Source organism: Prosthecochloris marina (assembly GCF_003182595.1).
In the GTDB taxonomy this organism is placed as follows: domain Bacteria; phylum Bacteroidota; class Chlorobiia; order Chlorobiales; family Chlorobiaceae; genus Prosthecochloris; species Prosthecochloris marina.
Genome location: NZ_PDNZ01000002.1, coordinates 46,999 through 61,295 on the forward strand (window position 1 = coordinate 46,999; position 14,297 = coordinate 61,295).

The 14,297-nt window shown below is 47.2% G+C and carries 9 protein-coding genes; 2 read left to right on the forward strand and 7 right to left on the reverse strand.

The features are described 5' to 3' along the window. Nucleotides 1-204: 204 nt before the first annotated feature. The 4 genes from CR164_RS02410 to CR164_RS02425 form a co-directional block, all read right to left on the reverse strand. Entirely contained in the window at nt 205-780 is a 576-nt protein-coding gene (locus CR164_RS02410; RefSeq protein ID WP_110022343.1) for a tetratricopeptide repeat protein, read from the reverse strand. 344 nt (nt 781-1,124) lie between these two features. After that, a complete protein-coding gene (locus CR164_RS02415) occupies nt 1,125-1,763 on the reverse strand; it encodes a TPM domain-containing protein (protein WP_110022344.1) in 639 nt (212 codons plus the stop codon). An 87-nt stretch (nt 1,764-1,850) separates the two neighbouring features. Next, the gene (locus tag CR164_RS02420) at nt 1,851-2,594 is read right to left on the reverse strand and encodes a TPM domain-containing protein (RefSeq protein WP_239994435.1); all 744 of its coding nucleotides are present in this window, start codon (nt 2,592-2,594) and stop codon (nt 1,851-1,853) included. A 36-nt stretch (nt 2,595-2,630) separates the two neighbouring features. Beyond that, complete coding sequence (locus CR164_RS02425) at nt 2,631-3,218, reverse strand: LemA family protein (protein WP_110022345.1); 588 nt, start codon at nt 3,216-3,218, stop codon at nt 2,631-2,633. Between the two features lie 218 nt (nt 3,219-3,436). On the opposite strand from CR164_RS02425, the gene CR164_RS02430 reads away from it, so the two are divergent. Beyond that, nucleotides 3,437-4,264: a PorV/PorQ family protein gene (locus tag CR164_RS02430; RefSeq protein WP_110022346.1), complete on the forward strand. Its 828-nt coding sequence runs from the start codon at nt 3,437-3,439 to the stop codon at nt 4,262-4,264. 100 nt (nt 4,265-4,364) lie between these two features. On the opposite strand, the gene CR164_RS02435 is transcribed toward CR164_RS02430, so the two are convergent. The 3 genes from CR164_RS02435 to uvrB all read right to left on the reverse strand — a co-directional run bounded on the left by CR164_RS02435 (nt 4,365) and on the right by uvrB (nt 11,182). Next, nucleotides 4,365-6,506, reverse strand: coding sequence for an AMP-binding enzyme (locus CR164_RS02435; protein ID WP_161953471.1), 2,142 nt, complete (start codon nt 6,504-6,506; stop codon nt 4,365-4,367). Nucleotides 6,507-6,666: 160 nt separating this feature from the next. Then, complete coding sequence (locus tag CR164_RS02440) at nt 6,667-8,862, reverse strand: RelA/SpoT family protein (protein WP_110022348.1); 2,196 nt, start codon at nt 8,860-8,862, stop codon at nt 6,667-6,669. A gap of 235 nt (nt 8,863-9,097) precedes the next feature. Next, on the reverse strand, nt 9,098-11,182 hold the full coding sequence (gene uvrB, locus CR164_RS02445; RefSeq protein ID WP_110022349.1) for an excinuclease ABC subunit UvrB: 2,085 nt from the start codon (nt 11,180-11,182) through the stop codon (nt 9,098-9,100). A gap of 247 nt (nt 11,183-11,429) precedes the next feature. Here uvrB and CR164_RS02450 point away from each other — a divergent pair, with 247 nt between their 5' ends. Beyond that, on the forward strand, nt 11,430-14,282 hold the full coding sequence (locus CR164_RS02450; protein WP_239994436.1) for a M16 family metallopeptidase: 2,853 nt from the start codon (nt 11,430-11,432) through the stop codon (nt 14,280-14,282). Nucleotides 14,283-14,297: the final 15 nt, after the last annotated feature.

Consider the following 14,297-nt stretch of genomic DNA (forward strand, 5'->3'; position numbering starts at 1 on the left):
TACAACCTTTAGCAACAATAAAAGGAAACATCGCTCTCTATTATTTTCTATTCCTGCATCGAGCAGAGCAAGGTCATAAGAAAACGTTTCATAGTGACCGGGGGGAATTTCCTAGCCGGACTCGCCGATTGCCGTTATAACAAAATACGTCAGCGGAACCCGGCAACCGAAACATTTTTCAGAGTACAAAGATCGCGAAGCCAATCATCTCTTTTTCGTCTTCTCATGTTCGCCAGCATCCTCTTTCGCCGTATCATCATCCCATTCAATACCGTTATCCTCGAGCAACTTGCGAATAGCAGAGTCGCCGAGTCTGGCAGCAACCTTCAGATCGGCAAGCTCCCCTTCTCTGTCGCCGAGCCATGAACGAACCAAAGCTCTGCTGATATAGGCTTCTGTATCCTCCGGCTGCAACGCTATAACTTTGTTGAAATCAGCCATGGATTTATCATACTCTTCAAAGTAGCTGTAGATAATACCACGATTATAGTATGCCTCTACATACTCCGAGTCCAGAAGAATGGCTTTGTCGAAATTTTCAAGCACTTTCAGTAGTTCACCGGTACTTATGTAAACATATCCACGGTTAAGATAGGCCTCTGCGTACTCCGGATCTTGCTCGATTGCTTTGTTAAGATCATCCAGCGCTCCATCGAAATCCTCGTTTTCCAACTTTTCCATAGCACTGGTGTTGAGTTCCTCGGCACTCGGACCACATGCCCCAAAACCAAAACAAACAAACAGAAGAAAAAATGGCAGAAGTTTTTTGTAATACGTCATTGTGAACTCTCTCGAAATTAATAAAGCACAAAAACAGGAACAGCTTCCGCACTGGACAGAAAGACAGGCAATCTCATACGAATGCGGCAGACTGTGCGAAAGGCTGTCGTTGTTAAATATGCATTTTTTGCTGTTTCATTTTTGAAAAAAACGACATATCAACCACCTGATAATCGAATAATCTTTACCGGCCTGCACAAATGAGCCTTCTTCTTCGAAGCACGTGCACATTTCTCACAAAAGTATTTTGGCTTCACCACATCCTTCACCAGACTCGCGATATTTTTCTCCACATCTTTACTCTTAAGCTTGCACAACGATTTCATAAACCACTTCCTTTCGTTTTAATGACCTATGATCACAGAGTCACCAAGTTCATTCGAGTCATCCGGTTCTGCAGGGAAATACTTTTCAAGAATACCCCCGCAACGCTCAACAGCTTGACAGATAACTGAAACTTGCCGCTTTTCCTTGATACCGGCCGTTATCATAGCGGTTATCTCCTGCCATACAGATTTATCCACTTTTGCATTGACACCTTTATCCCCGAGCACCCATACACGATGTTCAAAAAGGGATATGTAGATCAAAATTCCTGTGTGGTTCCTGGTATTGTATATCCCCTTTTTATAAAACGACCCTATTGCTGCCTCTTCAACCTCCTCGCCCATATCGGAACCGGTAACAAACAGGCGTTTGAGAAAAAAACTCTTCTTGATAACTTCATTGCTTAACACAAATGCCAGCACGAAAAATCCCAGAAAGTGCCACATGGTGTCCAGCCCTGTTACGAGAGCAGCTGAAACTCCGGCGACAACGCCGAACAGCATCCCGCCGAGAATGTTGGCAAGAGGATAATGGTGGCTCGAAGACACAACCATCACAACAATTTCTCCGGCAGTCCGTTTTTCAGTCTCCCGAACTTTTTTCTCTATTGTTGTCTTATCATCTTCGGAAAGAAATTTTCCGACAAGATCTTTCATAAAAACCCCGCTATTATGTAATCTGGTCAGTCACTAAACCCAGATCGATGTACCGAAACACAAGAGGGAAAAACCGTTATCAGGCCTTCACCAGCTTCCTGAAGCCCCACCTCCGCCGAAGCTTCCACCGCCTCCGCTGAATCCGCCGCCACCGAACCCCCCGCTGCGACTACCGCCGCCATAAAAACCACCACCTCCAGGACCACCTGTGAATATCAGCGGCCCGGAACCGTGTCCCCCGCCGCCACGAGGCACCTGACTGTAAAAGTAGATGATTACGATCAGGATAATCAGAACAGGAAGAAGAGATCCCCCGTTTTCCTCACGACCACTTTCTTTCTGAAAGGCAGAGTATTCACCTTGTACTGCGGCAATGACCATATCGATACCGTGGGCAATACCTTGATCATAGCTCCCTTTCGCAAATAAAGGCACGATTTCGTTATCGACGATTCTTCCCGCAGTTAAATCGGTAAGCCTCCCTTCCAGTCCATAACCAACCTCTATGCGCACCTTTCGGTCCTTTTTCGCAACGAGCAGCAAGACCCCGTTATCGTATTCTTTCTGCCCTATCTTCCACGCCTCCACAATGCGTATGGAAAAATCCTCCAGCGGTTCACCTTCGAGCGAATCAACGGTCAGAACAACAACCTGCGTTGACTCGTTTTCCTCGAGCCGGGCGAGTTTTTCATCAATTTCCCGCTCCGTTTCAGAAGAAATCATGGAAGCATAGTCGTTGACCCTTCCGGTCAAAGAGGGAAGCTCAACAGCATGGCTGACCGGCCAAAAGAAAACCTGCACCATGATAATGAACAATATACCACTGAGCATGAATGGCATCTTCCTTACGAGAGAACTCCGCACCATTTAAAACTCCACCTGTGGCACCTGTTGCACTGATGCATCACCCTTGAAATACTCTTTCGGCTTCAGATGAAGAACGATGCCATTGGTTAAAGAGTTGGGAAACATCCTTATCGAATAGTTGAATGTCTCAACTGAAGCGTTATACCGTTGACGGGCAACACTGATTCTGTTTTCGGTACCTTCCAGTTGGTTTTGCAGATCCCTGAAGTTCTGGTTTGCTTTCAGCTCAGGATATCGCTCGACAACGACCATAAGCCTCGAAAGCATGGATGAAAGCTCTCCCTGTGCACTTTGAAACTTAGCCATTGCTGCCGGATCACTGAGCATTTCAGGGGTCAACTGGACAGAGGATGCCTTTGAACGAGCTTCGATAACGTTCGTAAGGGTTTCCTGCTCGAAATCGGCAGCGCCCTTGACCGTTGAAACAAGATTGGGTACAAGATCGGCCCTTCTCTGGAGCTGTGACTCGAGGTCACCCCATGCCTTGTTGACCCCTTCTTCATTCTTCTGCATGGCATTGTATCCACAACCGCTGAACATGAAAGCGAGAAAAAAAACGGATAGAATCTTAAAAAAACCGGATTTCATGATTGTGCTCCTTGCGTTTATTCAACTATGGTTTTGATCATTCAAGGCTGTTACGAACGACATTCTGTCACTCATAATCCGAGTTTAAGTACACAAAAAAATACGGATTTCCTTACAGTCAGGAAAAAACAAAGGATTCATCAGTAATACCATCTTGTCTTTTAAAGAAATATATTATATTACTTTTTTTATACGCCTACCCTTAGAGATGTACATACATGAAAGTAACTTCCCTGTTTTTGCTCTTGACCCTTAACCTTATCCCTGCAACTGCATTCGGCAGTTTCGAACACCGCAGTCCGGATGCACGCGTCGAGGCTATGGGAGGTGCCGGTGTGGCTCTTGAAAATCCTCCTTTCGGCATCTATTATAATCCCGCGTCAAGTGCAGCAGATAAAAATCGCTCTGCCGGAATCTCATATGCGCTCCCGTTCGGCCAAAGCTCGCTTGACAGTTTTTACGGAACCTTGCAAACAAACGCTCTTTCATTCGACAGGAACGGGAGTGCAGGCATCTCTTGGCTGAACTACGGTTCATCCCTATACAACGAAACGTTCACCTACCTTACTTATTCAACAAAAGTGGCAGGCCCCTTAAGAGCCGGGATATCAGCCGGCCTGCTCGACAGGGATACCGCAGCAAAAGAATCCGAATCCACCTTGGGAATCAACCTCGGAGTCCTTGCGACACTCTCTTCCTCTTTGAACCTGGGTGCCTCGATTTTCAACCTGAACCGTCCGGAAACGGGCACGAATGGTGAAAATGCACCCTCGACAAGTTTTGCTGGAATGGCATACAAGCCCTCAACCGGCATTGTCCTTAACGCTGTTGTCGAAAAGCAGGAAAAAAAAGACGCAAGGCTTCGGGCAGGCGGAGAAGTTCGAGTCTTATCTTTCCTGAATTTACGGGCAGGTTTCACTACAGAACCATCAACATTTTCAGGGGGAGCAGGCTTTATCTTCAAAAGTGTTCAGGGAGACATAGCCCTGGTTCGTCATCCTGAACTTGGAACCGGAAGCTGGTATACCATGAGGATAGTATTCTGAGTTTTCTCCAGTTGGAAGCATCTCCTGCATGTTTTCTTCTTCACCGATGATCCAGGACAGAACCTATGTTACGGCCGATGATAAATCAGCCTTGGACTCTTCATACTTTTTTCCAGCCTGCAAGAAGGAGATTCATTGCATCAAGGTTTTCTGCCGACAATAGTTTGTTCTGTTCCCTGAAAGATGCCAGTTGAGCATCACAAAAAGTTATGCTGTCGACATATTCCAGGGGCAAGCCGCTATAGAGAAACTCGTCCGTCTGAACCGCTATGACCATTGCTTCAACTTTCGACGAAAGTGTCAGGGCTCGAATACGCTGGTAGAGGCTTATGAACGGCATGTGAACCGGTTTTCCGGAAGAATCGAAGGTTTGCCTTTCATTGGTCAGAAAAGCGCGCACTTCTTTTGAAAGCAGAGCTTTCCAGAGCCGGAATGAAGCTTGCAACGCCCCTTCCCCCCCGACAAGCACGTTAACAGGGATTCTGCCGTCACCAGCCATGAACTCCCGGAGAAAAACTGGTATATGGCGCTTTGAAATCTCTCCCCCTCCGAACAACGGGGCATAGTTGACCTCGTTGATGATCGCTCCATTCTCATACCAAGGTATAGAGATATCGGTGCTGATGATGTCGATGCCTGCTACATGGAGGCTGAAAAGTTTTGCAGCGTCGAGAGCCGTCGCGAGATTTTCGGGATGAACAAAGTCAGTGACTTCTTCATCGACGCCTCCCCATTGGGTCGATTCTATCGGACGCAAGGGAACAAGCACCCCTTCTTCGGGGACAGACAACACAGAAAAACCGGCAGCCTTGATGGTGTCAAGGGCGCGCTGGTCCAGAGGCTGGATCTCCGTTCTTCTCCACGGTGGCTTTCTTTGCTGACGCTCATATTCATAGGCAACCAGCTCTTCGACGCTTTTCTTTCCATCACCGGTAACCGACATGGGGTAACGTTTGACGGCATAGAGAAGCTTGCCGTTGGCCACAAACAAACGGTGGCAGACACCGGGAATCTGTTGCTCGACTATGACTTGCCTTACCTGCGAAACTTTCAGGGCATGTTTGAATGCACTTTTCAATGCCCGCTCATCCGATACATCAACACTAACACCTTCCCCCCGGTCACGGTCGGCAGGCTTTATCACCACCGGCCATCCGATCTGCCGGGCTGCCTCGAGTGCATTTTCATAGGTTTTTACCACACTGTGTACTGCAGCAGGCAGCCCGGCAGATCCTAACAATCGTGTTGCGAGCACCTTCCTGTGGGAAAGTTTAGCGCCCATGGCTGAATCCTTTTCGGTCGTACTCCGGTCCATTCGACGCGCGTTTGCCCCCCAGCCAAGCTGAAAAACACCTCCGCCAAGATGCTGAAAAGGGATGCCATTTTGATGGACTTCTTTCAAAACGGGGTATGTCGACTTGCCGACAGGCAGAACCTTCGAAAGCGGTTTGACAACCCGTTCTTGAACCATTTTGAAAAAATATTCAAGGTTTTTCCCGGCAGGCTCATGCATCATCGCCCAAGCAGCCAGGGAAAACGACGACTGCAAAGCAGCATCATACATATCTTTGGGAAAATCATCGATCAACGCAAGTTCGGCAACAGCACTCCATTTCTTGCTGTCAAGGGATTTAGGCGAACATGCAATGATCACAGGCGGATCGAAAAACGGAACACGACCTACCTGAAGAAGCAGCCTGCATAACTGAAGACAGCACCATAACCATTGTCTGACACTGGCAGGGACGCTCCGGTCACCGGGGAAAGAATCAACACAATCCGTTTTGAGGTCATTATCGAGAACACCATTTATCCAGCGATCAAGCGCTACCATATCGGGGTCCTCAGGCATAGTAAACGAGAAGTGGATCTTCACCCGTAACTGCCGGCCGCCCGCAGGAAGTGAAACTGTATGAGGCCGTACCGCCTCTTTTCTGCCAAGCGTAGTGCTCCGACCCAGAAAAGCAAGGAGTATCTTGTTCAACTCAGCGAGAACCGGTTTTCCCCGCTCATTACGAGGAATGTCATCGAGAATCACGACTCGATAGAGAGTGGATGCACCGAGCCGAGCCCGAGCAAAAGCGAGCAGATCATCGGCTGTCGCTTCCGAATTCTTTTCAAGCACTACAGCACAGACAAGGATGTCCTGGTAAATCTCATGTTTCAGCGCTACCGCCACTGCATCATGAACACCCGGATGGGAACCAAGGGTTTGTTCGATTTCCTGAGAATAGATGCTCATGCCGTTCATGATTATCAGGTCATCTGTCTTTTCAAAACCAACGCCCTGATGCAATGCCTACTCCTCCGGCAAAAGCCTTGAGGTATTTCTGCTTCAAAGCATAAAAGGATAAACCGAAGTATCGAAGCAAAAATGTCTTCGATTTCATGAGAGAGCCAGCTCAGTTTCCGAGACGCTCAACAGAAAAAACACCCTGTACTTTTCTGATTTTATCCATTAACGCCTGTAAGCGCGATATGTTGCGGACATAAATCATGACCGTACCGATAAACATCCCGTCCTTCGCATGCAGTGATATACTGCGAATATTGATATCGGACTTTGACAGCACCCCTGTTATCTGGTTCGTTATGCCGATCCGGTCCTCTCCGACAACCTTTACACCGGCAAGAAACTCGGTTTCAACCTTCCTGTTCCAGGAAACACTCACGACGCGTTCACTTTTCAGAAGGCTTTCGTTACTGACGTTGACACAGTTTTTCCGATGGATCTTCACAAGTCCTTCCTTGGTGACGAACCCTATGATGTCATCTCCGGGAACCGGTTTACAGCATTTGGCATAAGAATACGCAATATTGGGCAACCCTTCTATAACAACCTCATCTTTGCCGACTCTTTCCCCTTCTTTCCCCTTTCGGGCTTCTTCTGCAAATGCATCATATCCATACTCTTCAGACTCCGATTTCTCGGTTGTAAAGGATTGCTGTTCCTGATCTGCCAGACTTTTGATAACCTTTTCGCCATCAATCTGCTGGTTAGCCAATGCGCTGAAAAAATCTGCCGGTGTTTTGATGCCGTATTTCCGAACCTGCTTTATAATATCATTTTCCGTAAGCAGCTTTTTTGTGCCGGAAAGCATCTTTTCCCACATGTTCCGGCCTTTTTCTATCTGGCGCCGTCGCTCTTCGTTGATCGCCGAACGAATCTTCATACGAGCCCGATGGGTTACAACAAACTTCAGCCAATCAGCTTTCGGTTTCTGGTTCTTGGAGGTAATAATCTCTACACGATCACCCGACCTGAGCTCGGAATTGAGTCTGACGATTTTCCCGTTCACTTTCGCACCGATACACCCGTTACCTATCTCTGTATGTATCGAGTACGCAAAATCAATAGGAGTAGCCCCAGCAGGCAGGGCTTTCATATCCCCTTTCGGTGTAAAAATATAGATCTCATCATGGTAGAGATTCAGCTTGAAACCCTCCATGAACGAGGCGGCCGAGTCTGCGTCTTTGATGAGATCACGAGCCCACTTGAGAAACGTATCTATCGTAGCGTCATCTTTGGACACTTTCTCCTTATAACGCCAATGAGCCGCAACACCGAATTCCGCAAACTCATGCATTCGGCTTGTTCTTATCTGCACCTCCACGACACGGCCTTTCGACCCGAGAATCGCGGAGTGAAGCGACTGATATCCATTGTGTTTCGGGATGGAAATATAATCCTTGAAATGCTGGGGAAGCGGCGGATATTTCTGTGTTATGTAACCGTAGGCAGCAAAGCAATCTGAAATCCGTTCAGTATCGATGACGATCCTTATTCCGTAAAGATCGTGAATATCCTCGAAACGCTTGTTTTTGTAGCGCATCTTGTTATAAATGGAAAACAGATGCTTTGCCCTGCCTTCAACCTCTACCTTGAATCCCTGCTTTTCAAGATCCTTTTTGATTGGCACAATCATTTTGTCGAGATAAGCAATTCTTTCCCCCCTGCTGAGTCGCACCTTCTGCTGGATCTTCTCGAACATATCCGGGTCGATATACTTGAACGCAAGGTTTTCAAGCTCGATCTTCATTTTTCCGAGACCGAAACGATGTGCAAGCGGAGCATAAATGTCTCGTGTTTCCAGGGCAATTTTAAGGCGGCGGTGCTCCGGCAGAGCATCAAGGGTTCTCATGTTGTGCAATCGATCACAAAACTTGATCAGAATGACCCGTACATCTTTGACGACAGAAAGCAACATCTTGCGAAAGCCTTCTGCCTGAGTAATCTCACGGTTGATCATAATCCCGGAGATTTTGGTAAGCCCCTCCACGATATCCGCAACTTCACCCCCCAGTTCCGCAGCAAGATCCTCATACGTGTACTCACTGTCCTCTATGACATCATGCAACAGAGCAGCTGCTATCGAGACCCCGTCAAGGGGAAGCTCGGTAAGCAGTATCTTTGCAACTTCAACAGGATGATAGAAGAACGGTTCTCCGGATGCACGCTTTTCGCCTTCATGTGCTCGATAGCACATAAAAAAAGCCCGTTGAATCAGCGATTCATCGAAAGTTTTGAGATTCTTCCGAGCCAGTCGCAGAATCTCGTGCATCTTTTCATATTGTGCTTTTTCAATCTGGGCTAACATACGCCAAGTATCGGTAATCGGGTTTGTGTTTTCTCTTTTTTAATAAACAAGTAACAAGTAAGAAGTCAAAAAAACATTGCTCATTGCTCATTGCTCATTGCTCATTGCTCATTGCTCATTGCTCATTGCTCATTGCTCATTGCTCATAAGATGAAGATAGTAACGCTCGAGCATGTCTTATGTAACCTATTATAAGCCCCCTGCGAGCATCAAATGCATTTTCTATAAATCTTCATCATTCATTTTGGATCTTCCGGCTTCCTTGTTCACCTCCTTCCGCCTTCCCCGCTGCAGCATGCTCGAGTTTAGCGATCTCGTCACGAAGATATGCCGCTTTTTCATACTCCATACTTTCCGCCGCCTCCTGCATCTCCAGCTTGAGAGTTTCCGCCATGGCATACAGATCTTCGCTTCCCAGGGAATCGATCAAATCCTCAAACACTCTCTGTGGCCGCTGTTCGAGTCCCATTCTTCTCCTTCTGAACCGCTCCTCGGCATCGGCTACACCGGTGGTATCGAGAACCTGATCAACCGACTTGACGATAGAGGCGGGAGTGATACCGTGTTCCGCATTGAACCGCTGTTGAACCGTTCTGCGTCTTTGGGTTTCCTCGATAACCATCCGCATGGAATCGGTAACCTTCGCAGCATAAAAGATCACCTTGCCTTCAACATTTCTTGCGGCACGGCCCGCAATCTGCATCAGCGATTTGCTATCCCTTAAAAACCCCTCCTTGTCGGCATCGAGAATAGCGACAAGAGACACTTCAGGCAGGTCCAGCCCCTCCCGCAGAAGGTTTACTCCCACAAGTACATCGATCTCCCCGGTCCGCAACTCTCTGAGGATCTGCATCCTTTCAAGGCTCTTGATCTCAGAGTGCAGATAGCGCACCTTCAAACCGGCTTTTCTGAAAAAGTCATGCAGATCTTCACTCATACGCTTGGTAAGAGTCATCACCAGAGACTTGAAACCCTTGGCTGTATGTTGCCGGATTTCCTCGAGAAGGTCGTCGATCTGCCCATCGACAGGCCGGACAAAAATTTCCGGATCGAGTAAACCGGTCGGTCGTACGAGCTGTTCGACGACCGCCCCGCCCGTACGGCGAAGTTCGTATTCCCCTGGTGTTGCACTGACGCTTATCAGCTGCGGAACCATCGATTCAAATTCTTCAAAACGCAACGGTCGATTGTCAAGAGCCGAAGGGAGCCGGAATCCGAAATCGACAAGAATGGTTTTTCTGGAACGGTCCCCGGCATACATTCCACGGATCTGCGGGAACGTAACATGCGATTCATCAATAATGACAAGGTAATCTTTCGGAAAATAATCCAAGAGGCAGTACGGTCTTTCTCCGGCTTTCCTGTCGGATAAGTGGCGTGAATAATTTTCAATTCCCGAACAGTACCCCAGTTCCTTCATCATTTCGAGATCGTAACGGGTTCTTTCTTCCAACCTTCGTGCCTCAACAAGCTTGTCTTCGGCACGCAAAACGTTCAGACGTCCGGCCAATTCATTTTCTATAGCGAGCATCGCCTGTTTCAGTTTTTCCTCTTCGGCGACAAACTGCCGTGCTGGATAGACAAAAGCATACTCCTGATCACCGAGAATTTCACCGCTTTGATGATCGAAAAGTTGCAACCTCTCGATCTCATTTCCGAAAAACTCTACACGCAAAGCAATTTCTTCATGCATCGGCACGAGATCGATGACATCCCCGCGAACCCTGAATTTCCCGGAAGCCAGATCTCTGTCATCACGAACGAAATGAAGGGAAACAAGCTCTTTCAAAAACTCATCCCTGTCTTTTTCCATCTCCCGGCGAAGTTCGACTATCTGAGCCTTCCAGTCTTCCGGCGAACCCAGTCCATAAATGCAGCTCACGGAACTTACCACAACGACATCCTTGCGACCACTCAAAAGAGCGCTGGTCGCTTTCAGTCTCAACCGCTCGATCTCATCGTTAATTCGCAAATCCTTGGCGATGTACTTATCCATCGAAGGGATATAGGCTTCAGGCTGGTAGAAATCATAATAGCTTATGAAATACTCTACCGCGTTATGCGGGAAAAACTGCCGCAGTTCACCGTACAACTGCGCAGCAAGCGTTTTATTATGACTGATGACAAGTACAGGCTTGTTTACAGCTGCGATAACATTGGCCATCGTGAACGTTTTACCTGAACCGGTAACGCCAAGCAGAACCTGGCTCTGGTCACCTCGCAACACACCTTCCGTAAGCTGCCGTATAGCTTCCGGCTGATCGCCTTCGGGTTTATAGTTGCTTTCAATTTTGTATACATTATTGTCACTGCTTTTCATCGGCTTTACCGCTTCACGCCCTTCTTGTCGTATTATTGCTATTGTTTAACTATTTAAACTATTTATAAAATTTGTTAGTTCTTTCTCAGGATTGTACCATGAAAGTTATTGAAAACAGGAAAATGCCTCTCAAAACACCGTACAGTATATGTGTCTTTTTTCCCGTCAATCACTCTTCCGCCCGGCCACTGTTCGTTGTACCATCGCTAACGTTTTTATTCTTTTAATTCTAATGTCGTGCACCGCTATGCATTCTGAACACCAGTATTCATACACCACAGTACCCAACGACCCCCTGCATACAAGAATCTATACCCTCGACAACGGTCTGACCGTCTACATGAGTCCGCACAAGGACGAACCGAGAATATATACCTCGATTGCCGTCAGAGCCGGCAGTAAAAACGATCCTGCGGAAACGACCGGTCTAGCCCATTACCTCGAGCATATGCTTTTCAAGGGAACTGACTCCATAGGATCGCTGGATTACGACAAGGAAAAAGTCGAACTGCAGAAAATCGTGGATCTCTACGAAGAATACCGCTCAACCGACGATCCGGATAAAAGAGCCGATATTTACCGTCAGATCGACAGCACATCCAATTTTGCAGCTGAATTCACCATACCCAACGAGTATGACAAATTGCTCAGCTCAATAGGGGCAAGAGGTACAAATGCATATACCTGGGTCGAACAAACCGTCTACCTGAACGATATCCCGTCCAACCAGCTTGAAAAATGGTTGACCATTGAAGCAGAACGATTTCGGAATCCGATCATGCGCCTGTTCCATACCGAGCTTGAAACCGTCTATGAAGAAAAAAACATGACGATGGACAGCGACAGCCGGAAAATCTGGGAAAATCTTTATGCGGGTCTTTTCAGGAAACATACATACGGTACACAGACAACCATCGGCGAAGCGGAGCATCTTAAAAACCCGTCAATCAAAAATGTCATCGATTACTACCGTGCGTGGTATGTACCGAACAATATGGCGATCTGCATTGCTGGCGATTTCGATCCCGATGAAGCAATAAAGCTGATCGATGAAAAATTCTCGAAACTGAAACCCAGCCCGGTTCCTCGGTTTTTCCCACCAAAGGAAGATCCAATCGAGAACCCCGTGATCACAAAAGTCAAAGGTCCCGAAGCAGAAGAGCTGGTCATCGGTTTCAGGTTCACAGGAGCCGGTACACCGGATATTGATTTCCTTACCCTTATCGACAAAATACTGCACAACCAGACGGCAGGCCTTATCGACTTGAACCTCAATCAGGATCAAAAAGTCCTCGATGCAGCCTCGATGGTGGTTGAGATGAAAGATTATTCAACGCACATACTTTCAGCCAAACCTCGTGAAGGCCAAAGCCTCGACGAAGTCAAGACACACCTGCTCGAACAGATTGAAAACGTTAAAAAAGGAAATTTCCCGGACTGGCTGCTCGAGGCAGTCATCAACGATCTGAAGATCGAGGAACTCAGGACCCTTGAAACAAACAGGGGACGCACGGAGACTTTTGTCGATGCTTTTGTACTCGGTGCCGACTGGCAAAGTGTGGTAGAGAAAAGAGAACGCCTGAGCCGTATCACCAAAGAGGAGATATCGGCCTTTGCACGTAAGCACTACGGGACTAATTACGTTGCCATATACAAACAACATGGTAAAGACGCAGAAACTCCCAAAATTCAGAAACCGCCGATAACCCCACTCAAGGTAAACCGTAATAAGACATCGGTTTTTGCTGAAAACATCCTTGCTCGTAAAACTGAGGAGATCGATCCTGTTTTTCTTGATTTCGAGCGTGATATTCAATCGGAAAATATTATCGACGGCGTTCCTCTTTTTTCCGTTAAAAACAATGAAAACGACCTTTTCTCACTCTACTATGTCTTTGACATCGGCAACAATCACACAAAAAAAATCGACCTGGCACTCGATTATCTCAGCTACCTGGGCACATCGGCATTGACACCGGCCGAATTCAACCAGGAAATGTACAAGATAGGAGCGAGTTTTTCAGCATATACTGCAGACGATCACCTCTATCTCAAGCTTTCCGGCCTTCAGGAGCATTTCCCTGCAGCGCTTCACATGCTTGAAAAGCTGCTCTGTGATGCCCGGCCCAATGTCGAGGCACTTGAAAAACTAAAAGCAGGCATCTTGAAGGAGAGAGCCGACGACAAGCTTTCGAAGCGCAAAATTCTTTTTGAAGCAATGCATCATTACGGGCGTTACGGGGCATCGTCACCATTCACCAATGTGCTCGACAACGACGAACTCAAAAAGATCACACCCGAGGAGTTGCTTGCCGAGATCGACACCCTCATGCGATACCGCCACAGAGTATTGTACTACGGACCTGCTGCACCCGCCAAGCTTTCTTCCGAACTTCGGGAGCTCGAACACCTCAAACGGGAACTCGTCACCATTCCCGAGATAGAACCTTTCATAGAGATCGAGCAGCAAAAAAACCGCGTCTACGTCGTTGATTACGATATGACACAGGCTGAAATGCTCATGCTTTCCCGAGACATGCGTTATGACCCGAAACAGGTGCCATTGATCACCCTGTTTAACGAATATTACGGTGGAGGCATGTCGTCGGTTGTTTTTCAGGAACTCCGTGAAGCGAAAGCTCTTGCATATTCAGTATTTTCGGTTTACCGCATACCCAAAGACAAAGATGAACATCACTATATTTTCAGCTATATCGGAACCCAGGCGGATAAACTTCCCGAAGCGCTTTCGGGCATAAACCAATTGCTGGAAAACCTGCCTGAATCACCGGATCTCTTCGCGTCGGCCAAGAACGGAATACACAGAAAAATCCGTACCGAAAGGTTGACCAGAACAAAAATTCTTTTCACGAGGGAAGAAGCACAAAAACTCGGTCTGAATCATGATATCCGAAAGGATATTTATGAAAATACCGAAAACCTTGATTTCGAAGACATAGCTGCATTTCACCGGCAACGGTTTACCGATAAAAAGTACACGCTCTTGGTGCTGGGAAAAAAAGAAAACCTCGACATGGAAACCCTCGGCAAGTTCGGAAAAGTCAGCAATCTGTCTCTCGAGGAAATATTCGGTTATTGATTCTTCAGGGAAGAA